Source organism: Pseudomonas agronomica, assembly GCF_025917275.1.
GTDB classification, from domain to species: Bacteria; Pseudomonadota; Gammaproteobacteria; order Pseudomonadales; family Pseudomonadaceae; genus Aquipseudomonas; species Aquipseudomonas agronomica.
Genome location: NZ_JAOSHO010000029.1, coordinates 1 through 21424 on the forward strand (window position 1 = coordinate 1; position 21424 = coordinate 21424).

Sequence of the window (21424 nt, forward strand, 5' to 3'; positions counted from 1 at the left end):
CGGTCAATCAGTCACCGTAGATATCCGACTTGAAATACTTGGCCTGGATCTTCTGGTACTCGCCATTGGCCCGAATCCCATCGATGGCCTTGTTCAAATCCGCCACCAATTGAGTATTGCCCTTGCGCACCGCAATCCCGGCGCCCTCACCGACGTATTTCGGATCCTTGAGCTCCGGCCCGACAAACGCGTAACCCTTGCCGCGAGGCATCGACAGGAAGTCTTCCAGCGGGATGGTGTCTGCAAAAATCGCGTCCAGGCGCCCCGACGCCAGGTCCATGTAGATTTCTTCGTTGTTGCTATAGCGCTTGACCGTCACGCCTTTGGGCTCGAAGACTTCCGTGGCGAAACGATCCGTGGTGGTAGCGCGCTGCACGCCGACGGTCTTGCCCTTGAGGCTGGCGTACTGGTCATCGACTACGGCGCCTTCCTTCATCACCAGCCGCGACGAAGTGAAATAGTACTTGTGAGTGAAATCCACCGACTTCTTGCGCTCTTCGGTGATGGTCATGGACGACAGCGCCAGATCGATCTTCTTCACCTTGAGGGACGGGATCAGCCCGTCGAACTCCCCTTCGATCCACTCGCATTTGACCTGCATCTGCGCGCACAAGGCATTGCCGATGTCGTAGTCGAAACCTTCGATTTTTCCTTCCGAAGTCTTGGACGCAAACGGCGGATAAGCCGCCTCGATGCCGATGCGCAAGGTTTTATCGGCGGCGAATGGACTGCTGGAAACCAGCAGGCTCAAGGCCAGGCCGGTGATGAGGGGGAATTTCTTCATGGACGTTCTCTCGCGGTTTGTTGTTGGTTTGGCAGAGAAAGGTAGGCGTGACTGAGTTTGTACTTATAAATCCATACTGGACTTTAATGTACATATCGTCAATTGGGGGAACAGGAGAAAGTGATGGGAGGCTGCTGGCCTCATCGCGAGCGAGCTCGCTCCCACAAGGGACCTGTGTACAACGAAGATCCACTGTGGGAGCGAGCCTGCTCGCGAAGGCGGCTTATAACTTGAAAATAATCTGCTTACCGCCTACTGCTTCCAGCGATCCGCCGCCGCATGATCACTGTCCCGCCCTTCGACCCAGCGCGGGCCGTCGACGGTGTTTTCTTTCTTCCAGAACGGCGCGCGGGTCTTGAGGTAGTCCATGACAAAGGCGCAGGCGTCGAACGCTGCCTGGCGATGGGCGCTGGCGGCCGCGACGAAGACAATCGGCTCACCCGGCTCAAGGGCACCGATGCGATGCAACACTTCAAGCTTGAGCAATGGCCAGCGCTGCTCGGCCTCGATGGCGATCTTGCCCAAGGCTTTCTCGGTCATGCCCGGGTAATGCTCCAGGAACATCCCGGACACATCGAGCCCGTCGTTAAAGTCGCGCACGTAGCCGACAAAGCTCACCACCGCCCCTACGCCGACATTCGCCGCGTGCATCGCGTTGACTTCGGCACCCGGATCGAACGGCTCGGCCTGCACCCGAATCGCCATGGCTCAGCCTCCTGTCACGGTCGGGAAGAACGCGACTTCATCGCCGTCGGCCAAAGGCTCGTCGAGTTGGCACAGGTCTTCGTTGCGTGCGCACATCAGGTTTTGCTCGGTGAGCACCTCGGCGCCGTCACGCTGCGCGAGCAACGCGCGGACGTCGTTGACCGTCGCAAAATCGCCTTCCACCTTGACCGAGTCCACGCCAAGCGCTTCACGATAGCGAGCAAAAAACTTCACGGTGATTTTCATGAGGCATCCGCCTGGAAATGGCCGCTCTTGCCACCGAGTTTTTCCAGCACCCGCACACCTTCGATGGTCATGCCCCGATCTACGGCCTTGCACATGTCGTAGATGGTCAGCGCGGCGACGCTGGCAGCGGTGAGCGCTTCCATTTCCACACCGGTCTGGCCCGACAACTTGCAACGGGCAACGATGCGCACCCGGTCCTCGCCTTCGGCAGTGAGCTCGACCTTGACGCTGGTGAGCATCAGCGGATGGCAGAGCGGAATCAGGTCGCTGGTTTTCTTCGCCGCCTGGATGCCGGCAATGCGCGCAACGGCGAACACATCGCCCTTGGGATGGCCACCGCTGACAATCATTTGCAGGGTATCGGGCAACATGCGCACAAAAGCTTCTGCCGTGGCTTCACGGAATGTCACGGCCTTGTCGGTCACGTCGACCATGTTGGCGCGGCCTTGGGAATCGAGATGAGTCAGCACAGGGTTACTCCTGATCAGGAGCGTCGATTGTAAACCCGTGGGTCAGATTCCGGCAGGGCTGATTGTCGCACCCGTCTTGATTTCAGATTCACCGCAAATCCCTGTGGGAGCGAGCTTGCTCGCGATGACGGTCTTCCAGATAAAAATGTGTGCCTGACACACCGCCATCGCGAGCAAGCTCGCTCCCACAGGTTATTTCATACACACAAAAAAACCAGGCGACGGTGAGGTCGCCCGGTTCTGATGATCAATTACAGGTGAGATTCAGCGTATTCGGCCAGGATCGAGCGCGGTACGCCTTGCAAGGTGATGTGGACCCCGTTGGGGAAGTCCTTGAAGCGTTCGGTCAGGTAGGTCAGCCCGGAGCTGGTCGCGGACAGGTAAGGGGTGTCGATCTGCGCCAGGTTACCCAGGCACACCACTTTGGAACCGGCGCCGGCACGGGTGATGATGGTTTTCATCTGGTGCGGGGTCAGGTTCTGGCATTCGTCGATCAGGATCAGGCTCTGCTGGAAGCTGCGGCCCCGGATGTAGTTGAGGGATTTGAACTGCAACGGCACTTTGCTGAGGATGTAGTCGACGCTGCCATGGGTGCTCTCGTCGTCCATGTGCAACGCTTCGAGGTTGTCGGTGATGGCGCCCAGCCACGGCTCCATTTTTTCCGCTTCGGTGCCGGGCAGGAAGCCGATCTCCTGGTCGAGGCCCTGCACGCTGCGGGTGGCGATGATGCGCCGGTAGCGCTTGCTGACCATGGTCTGTTCGATGGCCGCGGCCAGGGCCAGGATGGTCTTGCCGGAGCCGGCGGCGCCGGACAGGTTGACCAGGTGGATATCCGGATCGAGCAGGGCGAACAGTGCCAGGCTCTGGTAGATGTCCCGAGGCTTGAGGCCCCACGCTTCCTGGTGCAGCAAGGGTTCCTGATGCAAATCGAGGATCAGCAGTTTGTCGACCTGGATTTCCTTGATCCAGCCGACGAAGCCTTGTTCGTCGATGATGAATTCGTTGATGTGCACCGCCGGCAGGTTGTCGATCAGTTGCACCTGGTGCCAGGTGCGACCATGGTCCTGGCGGGTTTCGACCTTGCTCACGCGGTCCCAGAAGGAGCCGGTCATGGTGTGATAGCCGTTGGGCAGCAGCGACACGTCGTCGACCAGTTGGTCGGTGCTGTAGTCCTCCGCCGCGATCCCGCAGGCGCGGGCCTTGAGGCGCATGTTGATGTCTTTGGTCACCAGCACGACGGCTTGATCCTTGTTGCGCGCGTGCAGGTCGATCAACTGGTTGATGATGATGTTGTCGTTCAGGTGTTCAGGCAGCACCAGGTTGGGTTCGGTGCGCTTGCTCATCAGGATTGAAAGCAGGCCCTTGGGACCGCTTTTGCCGCGCTGGATCGGTACGCCCAGCTCGACGTCTTCCGGGGAAGCATCGCCCAGGGTCTTGTCGATCAGGCGGATCGCCTGCCGACATTCTGCCGCAACGCTGTGATGGCCACTCTTGAGCTTGTCCAGCTCTTCAAGAACGGTCATTGGCAGGGCGACGTGGTGTTCTTCGAAATTCAGCAGCGCGTTTGGATCGTGGATCAATACGTTGGTATCGAGTACATACAGGATTGGCTGGTTGGAGGAAGGGCTACGTCCGTGGTCATCCATACTCGGTCACCTTTGTGGGGGCCATTCGACGCAATACCGTGACAGTGCTGCGCCTCGAGGTAGCCACCGAATTCACCCGCGACGATTCGGGCGAACTGCACACAAACTGGGTCTTGGAAGACGCCACCTGTGTTGCAGGTTTCGGCGGTCTGTCTTCTTGATACTCCAAAACACATGACAGGAAAAAGCACTTTGACGGTTTTTTGAAGTTTATTTTTCAGAGTGACGAATAACCCTTGGCGTACCGTTGTTGCACCGTTAAAGTCGGAAGTCCGGTCGCCATGAATGCGCGACCGAATTTTCCTCCAGCCCAACGTTTACAGGCCTTTCGTATTCAGCGAAACGCGTCCTGGCAATCTTCCCAACCGATCCCGCTTTGCGCTGTTTGCGCGATGAGCCACGGCATAGCCGTTTTGACCGCATCCTGCTTGGCGTTGAAATTGATTACGCCGTGACGCCACAACAGCATCAGGGTCAGCACACGCTGGGCACTCTGCTCGGGCTTGAGGCGGCTGGTGCTGTCCTGCGGATCGATATCCCATAGCGCCACTTGCAGGCCCTGGTTCCGGAAGAACGACTGCGCATCGCCACGGCGCTGCCCCTGGGGCGGACGGAACAGCGGCACGAAATTCTCCGGCAGCTTGCCCTTGACCAGGTCGACACTGCGCCGCACCGAGTCCTGCCAATCCTGCCAGTAGCTGTGGGAGCGGAACTCCCAACCCTGCACACCGACGCACTGCCCGGAATAGACCGTCTGGAGATCATTGACCGAGCGATCCGCGAGTCGCGCCTGGATGTCCTTGCCCAACACGAAGAACGTCCCGCTCATGTTCGACTTGCGCAGGAACTCGGTCAGCCACGGCGTGTTGTCCGGCGCGCTGTTGGCCCCGCTGTCGAAGGTCAACAGGAACAGGCGGTCATTCATCTGCTCGCCGTTGCGCTCGTAATCGCCGAAACGCTCGATTTCGCTGGTGACCTGGGGAAACAGTGCCGCCTTGCGCAGCAGTTCGTCCCGATATTGCGTGTGGAAGGTCCGGCTTGGCTCGGCCCACTTGATGTAATACGAGTTGTCATCGAGCTGGAACCTGCCCGCCTCTTCGCGCAAGGTCGCCATGTTTTCCACCAGATAGCAGAAGGACGCGTCCAGTTCGCAGCTTCGCTGGGCAAAGTTGTAGCTGGACAGCAATCGCTGCCACAGCCGCGCGCGCAGGGTGTTGACCGCCGCCATGTTGACCGTACGCAGCCCCAGGTATTGCTTGAGGGCGATTTCGTCCATGGCATCGGTGTCCAGCAACACCCGGGCGAACATCAACACCTCGGCCCGGGAGGCCACATCGAACAGCGTCGGGTTGGTGAGCTGCTCGGGCCAGGTGCTGCGGTCCAGGGTGGCGACGTCATTGGGCGCGGCGATGGCACCGAAGCTCAACAACCACGCCGACAGTAAAAGGACGATACGCAAAAGGGATGTCTCCATAACGAAACCCGCGCGGCATGATAGCTGATCCTGGTGTGGCACCTCTTCGCAAACTGGCGAATGAGCTTCTGTGGCGAGGGAGCTTGCCACACAAAAATCGGCAATTCGCGCCTCACCATCCATCCCCTATCACCCCAATAGCTGGAGTCCACCCGGACAACCCCCTAGAATCGCCGCACCCTTAAAGGAGACGTTTGCATGCTGATGGTGATTTCCCCCGCCAAGACCCTCGACTTCGAAACACCTCCGGCTACCGAGCGCTTCACCCTGCCCCAATACCTGGATCATTCCCAGGAGCTGGTCGAGCAATTGCGTGAACTCTCGCCCGCCCAGATCAGTGATCTGATGCACGTTTCCGACAAGATCGGCGGCCTCAATGCCGCGCGGTTCGGCAGTTGGACCCCGGCGTTCACGCCGGCCAATGCCAAGCAAGCGCTGCTGGCCTTCAAGGGCGACGTTTATACCGGCCTCGACGCGCAAAGCCTTGGCGAAGCCGACTTCGACTATGCGCAACAACACTTGCGCATGCTCTCGGGCCTTTACGGCCTGCTGCGCCCGCTGGACCTGATGCAGCCGTATCGATTGGAGATGGGTACCAAGTTGGCCAATGTCCGGGGCAAGGACCTATACGCCTTCTGGGGCACCCGCATCAGCGAATGGCTGAACGAGGCGCTGGCCGACCAGGGCGACGACCTGTTGTTGAACCTGGCCTCCAACGAGTACTTCAGCGCGGTCAAACGCAGCGCATTGAAGGCCCGCATCATCGATACCGAGTTCAAGGACCTCAAGAACGGCCAATACAAGATCATCAGCTTCTACGCCAAAAAAGCCCGGGGCTTGATGAGTCGGTTTGTCATTGAACAACGCATCAACGATCCAGCGGCACTCAAGCAATTCGATGTGCAGGGGTATCGCTACAGCGACGAGCAATCTTCTTCCGATAAGCTGGTTTTCCTGCGCGACCACGCCCCGCAATAAAGCAGCGTCATTTCCGGGCCCCGATAAGGGGCCTCGATCAAAGTCGAATTTGTCATCCAAGTTCCCCGCCCCATTCGCCACTTTCTTGGCGTCAACAAAACAAACACTCCCCGCGCTAACTTTTCTTTCACTCGACAAATGTCAGTTTTTTCCGTAGTGGCACCGATTTTTTTCTTCAGTACTGGCACAAAACTATCTCCCCCCTTTAACTCCCCGAAACTAAAGGGCGAAATCGGTGGTGCTATCAATATGAGAGCAGTGCCATCTAGGCAAATATTTCGAAAAATTTCGAAAATCACGATGAGCGGATCGGAACTATGTGAAATTGCACGGCTCATACCACCCGTAACGATTCTCGCCGAGCGTGTACGAGATAACTTACAAGGCACGTCGTCCGAAGTAACGGAGTTGTAACGACAACTTAGCGAAACGGTCGTCTTATTGGATCCACCCTTAAAGGACGGGAGATAACGCACCATTACTATCCCCTACAAGGCCAAGGCTGCGCCCCTATTAACGTGCTCACCCGAGCACCCAACCTTCTGATTTTGTGGGCTTTTTGCCAGGAGTCTGAAGTGAAAGATCTTTTGCACGAGCGTCCCGCCAACGAGGACTGGCTGCATAACAGGGCAGGTCATAACAACTAGGCCGCTTTGCGCACAACTTGAGTGCACTTATTTAGACACTCGGAACTTTGTATGCCTGCACACGGCACTGTGGCGCCTGCATTTCCACACTTCCGAGTGCACGATGACCGCTGAACACTATTAACTCCGGCCATTTAATGGCGTGAAAACAGAGGTAAATGCGATGCGCATTAGCATATTTGGTTTGGGTTACGTCGGTGCAGTATGTGCCGGTTGCCTGTCTGCACGGGGCCATGACGTAGTTGGCGTAGATGTCGCCAAAGACAAGATCGACATGATCAATGCCGGTAAGTCTCCGATCGTTGAACCGGGTCTTGGCGAGCTGTTGGCGCAAGGCATTCAAACGGGTCGACTGCGCGGCACTACCAACTTCGCCGAAGCCATTCGCGATACTGACCTGTCGATGATTTGCGTTGGCACGCCAAGTAAAAAGAATGGCGACCTGGAACTGAACTACATCGAAGCCGTGTGCCGCGAGATCGGTTTTGTCCTGCGCGACAAGACCACCCGCCACACCATCGTGGTGCGCAGTACCGTACTGCCAGGCACCGTGGCCAATGTGGTCATCCCGATCCTCGAAGACTGCTCCGGCAAGAAAGCCGGCGTCGATTTCGGCGTCGCGGTCAACCCTGAGTTCCTGCGTGAAAGTACCGCGATCAAGGACTACGACCAGCCGCCAATGACCGTCATCGGCGAGTTCGACACCGCCTCGGGCGACGTCCTGCAATCGCTGTACGAAGAGCTCGACGCACCGATCATCCGCAAGGACATCGCCGTCGCAGAGATGATCAAGTACACCTGCAACGTGTGGCACGCCACCAAGGTCACTTTCGCCAACGAGATCGGCAACATTGCCAAGGCCGTCGGCGTCGATGGTCGCGAAGTGATGGACGTGGTCTGCCAGGACAAGGCCCTGAACCTGTCCCAGTACTACATGCGCCCAGGCTTCGCCTTCGGCGGTTCGTGCCTGCCTAAAGACGTGCGCGCCCTGACCTACCGCGCAAGCTCCTTGGACGTGGAAGCGCCGCTGCTCAACTCGCTGATGCGCAGCAACGAATCCCAGGTGCAGAACGCTTTCGACATCGTCTCCAGCCACGACAAGCGCAAAGTCGCCCTGCTGGGCCTGAGCTTCAAGGCCGGTACCGACGACCTGCGTGAAAGCCCACTGGTAGAACTGGCAGAAATGCTGATCGGCAAGGGCTATGACCTGCGCATCTACGACAGCAACGTCGAATACGCCCGTGTCCACGGTGCGAACAAGGATTACATCGAGTCGAAGATTCCTCACGTCTCGTCCTTGCTCAACTCCGACTTCGACGCGGTGATCGACAGCTCCGACATCATCATTCTCGGCAACCGCGACGAGAAGTTCCGTGCGCTGACCGAGAACGTACCGGAAGGCAAGCAGGTCATCGACCTGGTTGGTTTCATGTCCAAGGCCACCTCCCCGAGTGGCCGGACCGAAGGCATCTGCTGGTAAGTCTGTTAGCCGGCCGGGGCTCGCCCTGGCCGGCCTTTCGCCTGCCTTAACCCATCGGGCCGCCCACAAGGCCCGCCCGAGATAGAGACGGATGCAGATTATGCACAGGCTAAAGCACGGCCTGCTTCAGGCCGCCGGTTGGCTGTTTTACTTGAGTTTACTGATGGGCATCGCCACGGCGCTGCCCACGTCCACGTTCGACTCCGAATCCAAGGATTTCATCTTCCTGATCGGCGCCGTGGGCATCTGGCGTTACTCCATGGGCGCGACGCATTTCGTGCGCGGCATGATCTTCCTGTACATCGTCTACCCCCATCTGCGCCGCAAGGTCCGCAAGCTGGGCAAGGCGGCGGACCCGTCCCACGTGTACCTGATGGTCACCAGTTTTCGCATCGACGCGCTGACCACCGCCCAGGTCTACGGCTCGGTGATTCGCGAAGCCATCGAATGCGGGCTGCCGACCACCGTGGTCTGCTCCATCGTGGAAATGTCCGACGAGCTGCTGGTCAAGAGCCTCTGGGCCCGCATGAACCCACCGGCGCACGTCAAGCTGGACTTCGTGCGCATCCCGGGCACCGGCAAGCGTGACGGCCTGGCCTACGGCTTCCGTGCCATCTCCCGCCACCTGCCGGACGATCGCGCAGTGGTCGCGGTGATCGATGGCGACACCGTCCTCGCCGAGGGCGTGGTGCGCAAGACCGTGCCGTGGTTCCAGCTGTTCGGCAACGTCGGCGGCCTGACCACCAACGAGTTCTGCGAAGTGCGCGGCGGCTACATCATGAGCGAGTGGCACAAGCTGCGCTTCGCCCAACGCCACATCAACATGTGCTCGATGGCGTTGTCCAAGCGCGTCCTGACCATGACCGGACGCATGTCGGTGTTCCGCGCGACCGTCGTCACTAACCCGGACTTCATCGCCGACGTGGAAAGCGACTCGCTGCAACACTGGCGCCTGGGCCGCTTCAAGTTCCTTACCGGCGACGACAAATCGAGCTGGTTCAGCCTGATGCGCCTGGGCTACGACACGTTCTACGTGCCGGATGCGGCGATCAATACGGTCGAGCACCCGCCGGAAAAGAGCTTCATCAAGGCAAGTCGCAAGTTGATGTTCCGTTGGTACGGCAACAACCTGCGGCAGAACTCCCGGGCCCTGGGCCTGGGTCTGCGGCGTCTGGGCCTGTTCACTTCGGTGGTGCTGTTCGACCAGCGCGTGTCGATGTGGACCTCGCTGCTGGGCCTGACCGTGGCGATCATCGCCAGCTTCAAGTACGGCACCGCGTTCATCCTGGTGTACCTGCTGTGGATCGGCATCACGCGGTTGATCCTGACCTTGCTGCTGTCGTGTTCCGGACACCGGATCGGCCCGGCCTACCCGGCGATTCTCTATTACAACCAGATCGTCGGAGCCATGGTGAAGATCTACGTGTTCTTCCGCCTCGATCAACAGTCCTGGACCCGCCAGCCCACCCACCTGACCCGTGATCTCGCCAGCTTTCAACGTTGGTTCAACACTTGGTCGTCTCGGACCATGACCTTCTCCGCCGGCAGCATCTTTGTCGCCGTGCTGCTGACGATGGTCTGACCGGACTTGAATGAATTAACTAGGAAATCGCCCCTATGAACACCGCCGTGAATGTCAACGTAGTGCATGAATCCGAAGCCCAACGCCAACACGCCCGGGTCAAAATCCCGGCCAAGTTGCGCTTCTTCGGCCCTGACCGTACGCCCATGGAAGTCAAGGTCCTGGACCTGTCGGCCGGTGGCCTGTGCTTCAACGCCGGTCAACTGCCGCTCAAGGTTGGCGAGACCTACAAGGCTCGCCTGCAGTTCGTGATCGACAACCTGGGCCTGGCCATGGACGTCGAATTGCAGATCCGTTCCTACGACCGCCAGACCGGTCGCACCGGCTGCCAGTTCCAGAACCTGGAGCCACGGGACATCTCGACACTGCGTCACATCATCACCTCGCACCTGGCCGGCGACATCGTCGGCGTCGGCGATGTGCTGGCGACCCTGCAGCGCGACAACTTCACCAAGGCCCGCAAGCAGAAAGATGACAACGGTGGCATGACCGCCTTCGGTCGCCTGCGCGCCGTGACCTTCAGCCTGGGCGTATTCGTCGTTGGCCTGGCGGCGTTCGGTTTCATCTTCAAGTCGGTGTACGGCATGTACTTCGTCAGCCACGCCCAGGCCGGCATCGTCAACGTACCGGGCATGGCGATCACCATGCCGCGCGACGGCACCGTGCAGAGCCTCGTCAAGGCCGACGGCGTAGCCGCCAAGGGCGCCCCGCTGGCGACCTTCAGCACCAGCATGCTCGACGTGCTCAAGGGTCACCTGGACGACAACCAACTGCAGCCAGCCAAGGTCGAGGAACTGTTCGGCAAACAGATGACCGGCACCCTGACGTCGCCATGCGATTGCATCGTCACCCAGCAACTGGTCTCCAACGGCCAATACGCGAGCAAGGGCGACGTGATCTTCCAACTGGTTCCACGGGGCACCGAGGCCAACGTCGAGGCACGCTTCTCCTATCGCCAGTTCGGCGACGTGCGTCCAGGCACTCCGGTCAGCTTCCAGGTGGCCGGCGAAGACACCACCCGCACCGGCAAGATTGTCAGCAGCACCAGCCTGAAAAGTGCCGACCTGTCCTCCGATATCCGTGTGCTGATCCAACCTGACGAAGCCCTCGACAGCGCGCTGGCTGGCCGTCCTGTGGAAGTCGTCAGCGACCGTGGCCCGAACCTGGGCTGGCTGATCGACAAAGCCATGGCCGTCGGTCTTTAAGTCGAGGATATGCCCGTGACCATTATAAAAATCCTGAACAGCCCACAGTCCCTGTGGGAGCGAGCTTGCTCGCGAAAGGATCAACGCGGTCAGGACGATGCACCGCAAGCTCGTTCCCAAGTGGGAAAACTGTGTGCCTTGGCACTGGCCGTCAGCCTGGCCGGTTGCGCCGGCCTGCCTGACCAGCGCCTGGCGAACGAAGCCCTCAAGCGTGGCGACACGGCATTGGCGCAGCAAAACTACCAACGGCTGGCAGACCTGGGCTACAGCGAAGCCCAGGTCGGCCTGGCCGATATCCAGGTGGACAGCCGCGACCCCGAGCAGATGCGCAAGGCCGAGGCGACCTACCGCGCCGCCGCCGATATCTCGCCGCGCGCCCAGGCTCGCCTGGGTCGCCTGCTGGTGGCCAAGCCCGGTTCCACCGAGGCTGAAAAACACGAAGCCGAAGGCCTGTTGAAGAAAGCCTTCGCCAACGGGGAAGGCAACACGCTGATCCCGCTGGCGATGTTGTACCTGCAATATCCCCACAGCTTCCCGAACGTCAACGCTCAGCAGCAGATCAGCCAATGGCGCAGCGCCGGCTATCCGGAAGCGGGCCTGGCGCAGATCCTGCTCTATCGCACCCAAGGCACTTACGACCAGCACCTTGACGAAGTGGAGCGAGTCTGCAAGGCAGCACTGGCGACCACCGACATCTGCTACGTCGAACTCGCCACCGTCTATCAGAAACGCGGCCAGCCGGAACAGCAGGCGGAGTTGCTCAAGCAGATGCAAGCCGGTCATGCCCGTGGCGTCGTTTCCGCTCAACGTGTCGACAGCGTCGCCCGTGTCCTGGCCGATCCGAGCCTGGGCAAGACCGACGAGAAAACCGCCCAGTCGTTGCTCGAAGGCATTGCCCCCGGCTACCCCGCCGCCTGGGTCAGCCTGGCGCAACTGCTTTACGACTTCCCGGAACTGGGTGACGTCGACAAGATGATGCAATACCTGGAAAACGGCCGTGCCGCCGACCAGCCTCGTGCCGAGCTGTTGCTGGGCAAGCTGTACTACGAAGGCAAATGGGTGCCAGCCGACGCCAAGGTCGCCGAGGCGCATTTCCAGAAAGCCGTTGGCCGTGAAGTGGCCGCCGATTACTACCTTGGCCAGATCTATCGCCGTGGTTACCTGGGCCAGGTGTACTCGCAAAAAGCACTGGATCACCTGCTCAAGGCCGCCCGCAACGGCCAGAACAGCGCCGACTTTGCCATTGCCCAGCTGTTCTCCCAGGGCAAGGGCACCAAGCCCAACCCGGTCAACGCCTACGTGTTCAGCCAGTTGGCCAAGGTGCAGAACACCCCGCAGGCCACCGAGCTTGCCCAGACCCTCGAAGCACAATTACCGCCGGAACAACTTGCACAAGCGCAACGCCTGCTACAACAAGAGCAGGCCATTCGCGGCGCAATGAGCCCCGATACGCTTGAACTGCAAGCCCTAAAAGAAGATGACGGCGAGGAACCTCTATGAAGCTTTTGAAGCTCAATCCTTTTGTGCAGGCTGGTATTGGCCTGTCGTTTGCCCTGCTGTGGTCCTGCCCGACCCTGGCGGCCCTGACCGAAAGCAAGAATTTCGGCCTGGAAGTGAAGATCACCGGCCAGTCTGAAGACGACCGCGACCTCGGCACCCAACACGGTGGCGACGTCAATGGTATTGGCCTGGACCTGCGCCCATGGGTCTACGGCGAAAGCGGTAACTGGAGCGGCTACGCCATGGCCCAGGCCGTGACGTCTACCGACATCATCGAGACCGACACCCTGCAACAGTCCGATGGCGCCACGCAGCAAACCGACAGCGGCGATCGCGAAGCCAAGAAAAGCTACCTGGCCATGCGCGAATTCTGGATTGGCTACAGCGGGCTGACCCCTTATCCGGGCGAACTCTTGAAATTCGGCCGCCAGCGCCTGCGCAACGACGACGGCCAATGGCGCGACACCAACATCGAAGCCCTGAACTGGACCTTCGACACCACCTTGCTGCGGGCCAACCTCGGCGTGGCCGAGCGTTTCAGCGAATACCGCACCGACCTCAAGGAATTGTCTCCAAAAGACAAGGACCGCCTGCACGTCTATGGCGACGTCGGCTATCAGTGGATGCCAGGCCAGTGGGCCAGTATCCGTGCCCACCACAGCCATGACAGCGGCAGCCTTGACTACCCGACCCCGGGCGAGCCCACCGACACCCTGGACAAGACCCAGAACGGCGACTTGACCTGGCTCGGCCTGGAGGCCACCAGCGACGCCTACAACTGGCGCAACACCAACACCGTCAACTACTGGGCAAGTTTCACCGGCATGACCGGCGACCGTGACACCGTCAACGCGCTGAACGCCGACGGCACGCGCCCGGCGCAAGCCAAGCGCAGTGACGACGTCGACGGCTGGGCCACCGACCTGGGTGTGCGCCTGCGCCTCGATCCGCAATGGCAAGTCGGTGCCGCTTATGCCCGCGCCAGCGAGGACTACGAACAGAACGGCCTGCAAAGCAACCGCTCGAACTTCACCGGCACCCGCTCGCGGGTCCACCGTTTCGGCGAGGCTTTCCGTGGCGAAATGGCCAACACCCAGAGCGCCAGCCTGTTCGGTTCCTGGCAGTTGCGCGACGAATATGACGCCAGCCTGGTGTACCACAAGTTTTGGCGCGTGGACGGCAACAAGCCGGTGGGCAGCAACGGCATCAATGCGGTGGAAAACAACACCGACGACGTGACCGGCGCAATCCTGTCGACTTCGTCATTGCCGCTGCGCGACGGTGACAAGGACCTGGGCCAGGAAGTCGACCTGGTCGTCACCAAATACTTCAAGCAAGGCCTGCTGCCGGCCGCGCTGAGTCAGTCCATCGATGAGCCGTCGGCGCTGGTGCGCTTTCGTGGCGGCGTGTTCAAGCCAGGCGACGCCTACGGCAAAGAGGTCGATTCGTACATGCATCGGGCCTTTGTCGACGTGATCTGGCGCTTCTGATGCAAACGACCATGGGAGTGCCCGATATGAACCGCTACCTCAGGAACAGCCAGGCGATGAAAGGTTCGATCAGCCTGTTGGCCGCAGCGATGCTGCTGGCCGGCTCGTCGGCGTTCGCCAACGTTGAACCGGTGGCCAAGCCGGGCAACGTGGTCAAGGAACTGCAACGCGCCAAGACCTACACCGTCAGCAGCGCGCCGACCGCGCCGCTGGAGCTGGCCAAGCCTACCCTGCCCGACCTCAAGGGCTACACCGCCGAAGCGGCTGCAGCCAAGATCGTACGGACCAAGGCAGGCAAGATCAGTGTTCGACGGATGATGCAAGAAGACGCCTTGAAGGACTTCATCGGCGGCGACAACAAGATGGCCGAGTGGGTGGTGCGCCAGCACGGTATCCCACAGGCCATCTTTCTTGACGACGGCTACATGAACCTCAAGGACCTGGTCAAGAAAGTGCCCAAGTACGTCATCGAGACTTCGCCAGGCGTCTACCTGGCGAAGATCCCGATTGTCGTCGGTCGCAAGGGCATCCTCGAGATCGACAAACAGACCCAGGAACTGCGCCTGTCCCAGGAGGGCGGGTCGTTCCTGGTCAACGATGGCCAGATGTTCATCCGCGACACCAAGGTCACCGGCTGGCGCGAAAAGGACAATGGCCCCGCCACGTTCCGCTCGCCCAAGGAGTTCCGTCCGTTCCTGCTGTCCTGGGGTGGCACCGAGACCTACATCGTCAACACCAAGATGGCCAGCTTCGGCTACTCGAACAGTAAGTCGTACGGCGTGAGTATTTCCCAGTACACGCCGAACATGGCCAAGGTCCTCAAGCGCCCGGAACCGACCGGCTGGATCATCGGTTCCGAGTTCTCGGACATGTGGTACGGCTTCTACTGCTACGAGACCCGCGACTTCGTCATCAAGGGCAACACCTACAAAGACAACATCGTCTACGGCATCGACCCCCACGACCGTTCGCACCGGCTGATCATCGCCGACAACACCGTCTACGGGACCAAGAAAAAGCACGGGATCATCGTTTCCCGTGAGGTCAACGACAGTTTCATCATCAACAACCGAAGCTATGACAACAAGCTCTCGGGCGTGGTGATCGACCGTAACAGCGTGAACAACCTGATCGCCTACAACGAGATCTACAAGAACCACACCGACGGCATCACGCTCTACGAGAGTGCCGACAACCTGTTGTGGGGCAACAAAGTGATGGGCAACCAGCGCCACGGCATCCGGATTCGTAACAGCGTAAACATCCGCCTGTACGAAAACCTGTCCCTGGGCAACGGCCTGACCGGCCTGTACGGCCACATCAAGGACCTGTCGGACACCGACCGGGACATCAAGCTCGACCCGTTCGATGCCGAAGTGTCGCTGATCGTGGTCGGTGGCGAACTGGCCGGCAACGGCAGCGGCCCGCTGTCCATCGACTCGCCGTTGAGCGTCGAGCTGTACCGCGTGTCCATGCTCGCGCCGACCAAATCCAGCGGCATCAGCTTCACGGGAATTCTTGGCGAACGCCAGGACGAAATTCTCGACCTGCTGGTGCGCCAGCAGAAAGCCGTGCTGATCGACCCCGTTGAACGCCAGACCGAAATGCGGGACTGAGGAATGACCTTTATGAACCCACAGATGATCAAACTTCTGGGCCTGTCCGCCCTGACTGCCGGCATTCTCGCCGCCGCAAGCGGCGCACGCGCCGATGAAATCAAGGCACCAACGTTCACTGCCGAACCGTGCTGCAACCTGTGCCCGGCGGCCCATGACGCGAAGAACTACACCACGCGCTACCAACAGAACTTCACCACGCTTGTGCAAGCCCAGGGTGACTGGCTGTTCCGGACCCAGGAAGACCTGCGAACCGAGTTCAACACCACCCCGGCCGGCTACAAGCGCATGCAACAACTGCACGATGCGTTCAAGAAAAAAGGCGTCGAGTTGGTGCTTGTCTATCAGCCGACCCGTGGCCTGGTGAACCGCAACAAGCTCAACCCACAGGAAAAGGCTGCCTTCGACTACGAAAAAGCCCTGACCAACTACAAGTCGATGCTGGGTCGTTTCGCGCAGATGGGTTACGTCGTGCCGGACCTGTCGCCACTGACCAACGAAAACCTGCCGGAAACCCTGCCGGCCCACGACTTCTACTTCCGTGGCGACCAGCACTGGACCCCATACGGTGCCCAGCGCACGGCGAAGATCGTCGCCGAGAAGGTCAAGCAGATCCCGGCCTTCGCCGACATTCCCAAGCGTGAGTTCGAGACCAAGAAGTCCGGCCGCATGGGCAAGACCGGCACCCTGCACAACATGGCCGGGCAACTGTGCGGCACCAGCTACGCGATCCAGTACATGGACCAGTTCACCACCGAGCCCAAGGGCGAGGCAGGTGACGGCGACCTGTTCGGCGATTCCGGCAACCCACAGATCACGCTCGTGGGCACCAGCCACAGCGGCAAGAACTACAACTTCGCCGGTTTCCTGGAAGAAGCCATCGGCGCCGACATCCTCAACGTGGCCTTCCCGGGCGGCGGTTTCGAGGGCGCCATGATCCAGTACCTGGGCAGCGAAGAATTCCAGAAAAACCCGCCGAAGATTCTCATCTGGGAATTCTCGCCGCTGTATCGCCTGGACCAGGAAACCATCTACCGCCAGATGATGGCGCTGCTGGACAACAACGGGTGCGAAAGCAAGCCGGCCCTCATGAGCAGCAAGACCGCGCTCAAGCCGGGCAAGAACGAATTGATGGTCAATAGCAAGAACATGGATCTGCGTAACGGCAGCCACCAGGTCGACATCCAATTCGCCGATACCTCGGTGAAAACCTTGCAAGCCACCCTCTGGTACATGAATGGGCGCCACGAGGACATCAAGATCGAAAAACCGAACACCTCCGAAACCGACGGGCGTTTCGCCTTCCAGTTGCGCACCGACGAGGACTGGGCCGACCAGAACCTCCTGGCTCTAGAGGTACAAGGGCCTGAAGCCGGTGCCGCACCGCTGCAAGTGGAAGCGAAAGTCTGCAAACGCAACGCATCTCCGCAAGCCGGGCAACAAACGGCTCAAATCGGACAATGAGGTCTCGTCTCATGACCAGAACCATGCGCACCCGAACGTTGAAAACGCTCCTGGCGCCGTCGCTGCTGACCCTGGCGATGTTCGCCGGGGCCACGCAAGCCGCGGCGCCACTGCGCCCGCCACAGGGCTACTTCGCACCGATCGAAAAGGTCAAGGAAGGCAGTGGCGGCCAGGGCTGCGACGCTGTGCCGACGCCGTATACCGGCTCGTTGCAGTTTCGCAGCAAGTACGAAGGCTCCGACAAGGCTCGCGCAACGCTGAACGTGCAATCGGAAAAAGCCTTCCGTGACAGCACCGCCGACATCACCAAGATCGAGCGCGGCGTCAGCAAGCAAGTCATGCAATTCATGCGCGACGGTCGTCCCGAGCAACTGGAATGCACCCTGAACTGGCTGACCGCCTGGGCCAAGGCCGATGCGTTGATGTCCAAGGACTTCAACCACACCGGCAAGTCCATGCGCAAATGGGCCCTGGGCAGCATGGCTTCGGCCTATGTCCGCCTGAAGTTCTCCGAGTCGCGTCCGCTGGCGAACCATCAGGACCAGGCGCAATTGATCGAAGCCTGGTTCAGCAAGATGGCCGACCAGGTGGTCAGCGACTGGGACAACCTGCCGCTGGACAAGACCAACAACCACTCGTACTGGGCCGCCTGGTCGGTGATGGCAACGTCCGTGGCGACCAACCGTCGCGACCTGTTCGACTGGGCCGTCAAGGAATACAAAGTCGGGGTCAACCAGATCGATCCCGACGGTTTCCTGCCCAACGAACTCAAGCGCAAGCAACGCGCCCTGTCCTACCACAACTACGCCCTGCCACCGCTGGCAATGATCGCCAGCTTCGCCCAGGTCAATGGCGTGGACCTGCGCCAGGAAAACAACGGCGCCCTCAAGCGACTGGGTGACCGGGTGCTGGCCGGGGTGAAAGACCCGGATATCTTCGAAGAGAAGAATGGCGACGAACAGGACATGAAGGATCTGAAGATCGATTCGAAATTCGCCTGGCTCGAACCGTTCTGCAGCCTCTACACCTGCTCCGAAGACGTGCTTGAACGCAAGCACGAAATGCAGCCGTTCAAGACCTTCCGCCTCGGCGGCGACTTGACCCGGGTGTATGACCCTTCGCGGGAGAAAGGCGAGAAAGGAAGCTGACACCGTTCTCCCTGCCTGACAGGGAACCCCTGTGGAAGCGAGCTTGCTCGCGATAGCAGTGGATCAGCTTGCATCGCAGTTGCATGTGCCGCCGTCATCGCGAGCAAGCTCGCTCCCACAAGGGAAAGTGGTCCGTTTCAAATGCAATGACCCCCCGGTTTTCATGGGGGGGTTTGGGGGGGCTCTGGCCCTTGACTGTTGATTCAACAAGGAGAGATCGGGATGGTATTTTCATCCAATGTGTTCCTGTTCCTGTTCTTGCCGATCTTTCTCGGCTTGTACTACCTGAGCGGGCAACGCTACCGCAACCTGCTGCTGCTCATCGCCAGCTATGTGTTCTATGCCTGGTGGCGGGTGGATTTCCTCGCCCTCTTCGCCGCAGTCACCCTGTGGAACTACTGGATCGGCCTGAAAGTCGGCGCCGCCGGTGTGCGCACCAAACCGGCCCAGCGTTGGCTGTTGCTCGGCGTGGCCGTGGACTTGTGCATCCTGGGCTACTTCAAGTACGCCAACTTCGGCGTGGACAGCCTCAACGCGATCATGACCAGCTTCGGTCTCGAGCCGTTCATCCTGACCCACGTGCTATTGCCGATCGGTATCTCGTTCTACATCTTCGAGTCCATCAGCTACATCATCGACGTGTATCGCGGTGATACCCCGGCCACCCGCAACCTGATCGACTTCGCAGCGTTCGTGGCGATCTTCCCGCACCTGATCGCCGGTCCCGTACTGCGTTTCCGTGACCTGGCCGACCAGTTCAACAACCGCACCCACACGCTGGACAAGTTCTCCGAAGGCTGCACCCGCTTCATGCAGGGCTTCATCAAGAAAGTCTTCATCGCCGACACCCTGGCGGTCGTGGCCGACCATTGCTTCGCCCTGCAGAACCCGACCACCGGCGATGCCTGGCTCGGCGCCCTGGCGTACACCGCGCAGCTGTACTTCGACTTCTCCGGCTACAGCGACATGGCCATCGGCCTGGGCCTGATGATGGGTTTCCGCTTCATGGAAAACTTCAAGCAGCCCTACATCAGCCAGTCGATCACCGAGTTCTGGCGCCGCTGGCACATCAGCCTGTCGACCTGGCTGCGCGACTACCTCTACATCACCCTGGGCGGTAACCGCAAAGGCACGCTGATGACCTATCGCAACCTGTTCCTGACCATGCTGCTCGGTGGTCTGTGGCACGGCGCGAACTTCACCTACATCATCTGGGGTGCCTGGCACGGTATCTGGCTGGCCATCGAAAAAGCGGTGGGCATCAACACCACGCCGCGCAGCATCAATCCGATCCGCTGGGCACTGACCTTCCTGCTGGTGGTGATGGGCTGGGTGATCTTCCGTGCCGAGAACCTGCACGTGGCCGCTCGCATGTACGGCGCCATGTTCAGCTTCGGCGACTGGTCGCTGTCGGAACTGACCCGCGCCAACCTCACCGGCTTGCAGATCGCCACGCTGGTGGTGGCCTACGTCACCCTCGCCTTCTTTGGCCTGCGCGACTTCTACACCAACCGTCCGCCAGTCAAGACCAAGCCTGAGGTGAACACCGAAGCCAACGGCCCGGCCACCGCGCAACCAGGGATGATCAAGGCCGTTCCGGGCGACAACCCGTCGACCATCCACGAACCTGGCTACACCGTCGGCGTCGAGGCCCAGGTGCAACCGGCCTACTGGACCGTGGACTGGTCGCGCTACGTGATGCGCGCCCTGGTATTGCTGTTGTTCATCGCCTCGATTCTCAAACTGTCGGCGCAAAGCTTCTCGCCGTTCCTTTACTTCCAGTTCTGAGGGATCCGGACATGACCCGCTCATTACGCATCTTCTACGTCGTGCTGTTCATGCTGATTTTGACAGCACTGGGTATTTGGTCGATGCGCAGCTTCCTAGGCTTCAGCACCAACCCCGATGCGACCGTGCTCAACGGTCGCTGGGCCAAGGCCGTGGAAACGCACTACGACGACGAATTCCCGATCAAGCGCCTGGGCACCAACATCTGGGCGGCGCTGGACTACAAGCTGTTCAACGAAGGCCGCAAAGGCGTGGTCCTTGGCCGCGACCAGTGGCTGTACAGCGACGAAGAGTTCAACCCGATCGTCAACGAAGACCAGAACCTGCAAGGCAACTACGCGCTGATCGAAGGCGTGCGCCAGAAGCTCAAGGAACAAGGCATCACCCTGGTCATGGCGATCGTGCCGGCCAAGGCGCGCCTGTACCCCGAGCACCTGGGCGAAGTGAAGCCGTCGAGCATCCACGCCAACCTGTACCAGGATTTCCATGCCCGCGTGGCGACGGACAAGATCCTTGCCCCTGACCTCCTCGGCCCGCTGCAACAGGCCAAGCAGAGCGGCCAGCAAGTGTTCCTGCGCACCGACACCCACTGGACGCCTGAAGGCGCGCAAATTGCTGCGGAACATCTGGCCAAGGCCATTGCCGAACGCACACCACTGAACGGCGAGCCACAGCGTTTCGTCACCGAGCCTGCGGAGAAAATCATCCACAAGGGCGACCTGCGTCAGTTCCTGCCGCTCGATCCCCTGTTCGAAAACCTGATGCCGGCCCAGGAACCCTTGGTCAAGCGCAACACCCGCGAAGCCGATGACCAGCCGGCCAGCGATGACGCGTTGTTCGCCGACGCCCAAGTGCCCGTGGCGCTGATCGGCACCAGCTACAGCGCCAACCCCAACTGGAACTTCGTCGGCGCACTCAAGCAAGCCCTGCACAGCGATGTCGTCAACTACGCCGAAGACGGCCACGGCCCGATTCTGCCGATGCTCAGCTACCTCAAGAGCGACGCCTTCAAGAACAGCCCGCCACAGGTGCTGATCTGGGAGTTTCCTGAACGTTATCTGCCCGTGAACAACGAGATCGGCGACGCCGATCCGCAGTGGGTCGCCGAACTCAAGCAGGCCGGCGCCCGCCAACAGAACGTAGCTGCTAACACACAATCCGAGACGCCCGATCGGGCGCAAAACTGAAAGAGAGGTCCACC

The 21424-nt window shown here is 60.2% G+C and carries 17 protein-coding genes; 11 read left to right on the forward strand and 6 right to left on the reverse strand.

Going from position 1 to position 21424, the window contains the following annotated elements:
- Window positions 1-7 precede the first annotated feature (7 nt).
- The 6 genes from OC610_RS04630 to OC610_RS04655 form a co-directional block, all read right to left on the reverse strand.
- Window positions 8-784, reverse strand: a complete 777-nt coding sequence (locus OC610_RS04630) for an ABC transporter substrate-binding protein (RefSeq protein ID WP_264426733.1) — start codon at window positions 782-784, stop codon at window positions 8-10.
- Between the two features lie 252 nt (window positions 785-1036).
- On the reverse strand, window positions 1037-1489 hold the full coding sequence (gene moaE, locus OC610_RS04635; RefSeq protein WP_264426734.1) for a molybdopterin synthase catalytic subunit MoaE: 453 nt from the start codon (window positions 1487-1489) through the stop codon (window positions 1037-1039).
- Between the two features lie 3 nt (window positions 1490-1492).
- Window positions 1493-1735, reverse strand: coding sequence for a molybdopterin converting factor subunit 1 (gene moaD / locus OC610_RS04640; protein ID WP_030139642.1), 243 nt, complete (start codon window positions 1733-1735; stop codon window positions 1493-1495).
- Window positions 1732-2205, reverse strand: coding sequence for a cyclic pyranopterin monophosphate synthase MoaC (moaC, locus tag OC610_RS04645; protein WP_264426735.1), 474 nt, complete (start codon window positions 2203-2205; stop codon window positions 1732-1734). Before moaC ends, moaD begins: the two co-directional genes overlap by 4 nt.
- Before the next feature lie 251 nt (window positions 2206-2456).
- Window positions 2457-3851 (reverse strand): PhoH family protein, encoded by a 1395-nt coding sequence (locus OC610_RS04650; protein WP_030139644.1) that lies wholly within the window; start codon window positions 3849-3851, stop codon window positions 2457-2459.
- A gap of 334 nt (window positions 3852-4185) precedes the next feature.
- Complete coding sequence (locus OC610_RS04655; protein WP_264426736.1) at window positions 4186-5310, reverse strand: polysaccharide deacetylase family protein; 1125 nt, start codon at window positions 5308-5310, stop codon at window positions 4186-4188.
- A gap of 213 nt (window positions 5311-5523) precedes the next feature.
- Between OC610_RS04655 and yaaA the strand changes: the two genes are divergently transcribed.
- The 11 genes from yaaA to OC610_RS04710 all read left to right on the forward strand — a co-directional run bounded on the left by yaaA (window position 5524) and on the right by OC610_RS04710 (window position 21410).
- Complete coding sequence (yaaA, locus tag OC610_RS04660) at window positions 5524-6303, forward strand: peroxide stress protein YaaA (RefSeq protein WP_264426737.1); 780 nt, start codon at window positions 5524-5526, stop codon at window positions 6301-6303.
- An 810-nt stretch (window positions 6304-7113) separates the two neighbouring features.
- The gene (locus OC610_RS04665; RefSeq protein ID WP_030139647.1) at window positions 7114-8430 is read left to right on the forward strand and encodes a nucleotide sugar dehydrogenase; all 1317 of its coding nucleotides are present in this window, start codon (window positions 7114-7116) and stop codon (window positions 8428-8430) included.
- A 100-nt stretch (window positions 8431-8530) separates the two neighbouring features.
- Entirely contained in the window at window positions 8531-10012 is a 1482-nt protein-coding gene (gene alg8 / locus OC610_RS04670; RefSeq protein ID WP_375154595.1) for a mannuronan synthase, read from the forward strand.
- Window positions 10013-10047: 35 nt separating this feature from the next.
- Window positions 10048-11217 (forward strand): alginate biosynthesis protein Alg44, encoded by a 1170-nt coding sequence (locus OC610_RS04675; RefSeq protein WP_181286503.1) that lies wholly within the window; start codon window positions 10048-10050, stop codon window positions 11215-11217.
- 15 nt (window positions 11218-11232) lie between these two features.
- Window positions 11233-12717 (forward strand): alginate biosynthesis TPR repeat lipoprotein AlgK, encoded by a 1485-nt coding sequence (gene algK, locus OC610_RS04680; protein WP_264426740.1) that lies wholly within the window; start codon window positions 11233-11235, stop codon window positions 12715-12717.
- Window positions 12718-12722: 5 nt separating this feature from the next.
- Window positions 12723-14207 (forward strand): alginate export family protein, encoded by a 1485-nt coding sequence (locus OC610_RS04685; RefSeq protein ID WP_264426754.1) that lies wholly within the window; start codon window positions 12723-12725, stop codon window positions 14205-14207.
- 26 nt (window positions 14208-14233) lie between these two features.
- A complete protein-coding gene (algG, locus tag OC610_RS04690; protein ID WP_264426741.1) occupies window positions 14234-15823 on the forward strand; it encodes a mannuronan 5-epimerase AlgG in 1590 nt (529 codons plus the stop codon).
- Between the two features lie 12 nt (window positions 15824-15835).
- Entirely contained in the window at window positions 15836-17287 is a 1452-nt protein-coding gene (locus OC610_RS04695; protein WP_264426743.1) for an alginate O-acetyltransferase, read from the forward strand.
- Window positions 17288-17310: 23 nt separating this feature from the next.
- A complete protein-coding gene (locus OC610_RS04700) occupies window positions 17311-18435 on the forward strand; it encodes a mannuronate-specific alginate lyase (protein WP_408636539.1) in 1125 nt (374 codons plus the stop codon).
- Window positions 18436-18657: 222 nt separating this feature from the next.
- Window positions 18658-20223 carry an MBOAT family O-acyltransferase gene (locus OC610_RS04705; RefSeq protein WP_264426745.1) on the forward strand — a complete coding sequence of 522 codons (1566 nt, stop codon included), beginning with the start codon at window positions 18658-18660 and terminating at the stop codon, window positions 20221-20223.
- A gap of 11 nt (window positions 20224-20234) precedes the next feature.
- Window positions 20235-21410 (forward strand): alginate O-acetyltransferase, encoded by a 1176-nt coding sequence (locus OC610_RS04710; RefSeq protein WP_264426746.1) that lies wholly within the window; start codon window positions 20235-20237, stop codon window positions 21408-21410.
- The last annotated feature ends 14 nt before the right edge of the window (window positions 21411-21424 follow it).

What these genes read in the sequence shown, in the direction of transcription:
- OC610_RS04630 (WP_264426733.1), bottom strand. Translation starts at nt 784, where the DNA reads ATGAAGAAATTCCCCCTCATCACCGGCCTGGCCTTGAGCCTGCTGGTT.
- moaE (WP_264426734.1), bottom strand. Translation starts at nt 1,489, where the DNA reads ATGGCGATTCGGGTGCAGGCCGAGCCGTTCGATCCGGGTGCCGAAGTC.
- moaD (WP_030139642.1), bottom strand. Translation starts at nt 1,735, where the DNA reads ATGAAAATCACCGTGAAGTTTTTTGCTCGCTATCGTGAAGCGCTTGGC.
- OC610_RS04650 (WP_030139644.1), bottom strand. Translation starts at nt 3,851, where the DNA reads ATGGATGACCACGGACGTAGCCCTTCCTCCAACCAGCCAATCCTGTAT.
- yaaA (WP_264426737.1), top strand. Translation starts at nt 5,524, where the DNA reads ATGCTGATGGTGATTTCCCCCGCCAAGACCCTCGACTTCGAAACACCT.
- OC610_RS04665 (WP_030139647.1), top strand. Translation starts at nt 7,114, where the DNA reads ATGCGCATTAGCATATTTGGTTTGGGTTACGTCGGTGCAGTATGTGCC.
- alg8 (WP_375154595.1), top strand. Translation starts at nt 8,531, where the DNA reads ATGCACAGGCTAAAGCACGGCCTGCTTCAGGCCGCCGGTTGGCTGTTT.
- OC610_RS04675 (WP_181286503.1), top strand. Translation starts at nt 10,048, where the DNA reads ATGAACACCGCCGTGAATGTCAACGTAGTGCATGAATCCGAAGCCCAA.
- algG (WP_264426741.1), top strand. Translation starts at nt 14,234, where the DNA reads ATGAACCGCTACCTCAGGAACAGCCAGGCGATGAAAGGTTCGATCAGC.
- OC610_RS04695 (WP_264426743.1), top strand. Translation starts at nt 15,836, where the DNA reads ATGAACCCACAGATGATCAAACTTCTGGGCCTGTCCGCCCTGACTGCC.
- OC610_RS04700 (WP_408636539.1), top strand. Translation starts at nt 17,311, where the DNA reads ATGCGCACCCGAACGTTGAAAACGCTCCTGGCGCCGTCGCTGCTGACC.
- OC610_RS04705 (WP_264426745.1), top strand. Translation starts at nt 18,658, where the DNA reads ATGGTATTTTCATCCAATGTGTTCCTGTTCCTGTTCTTGCCGATCTTT.
- OC610_RS04710 (WP_264426746.1), top strand. Translation starts at nt 20,235, where the DNA reads ATGACCCGCTCATTACGCATCTTCTACGTCGTGCTGTTCATGCTGATT.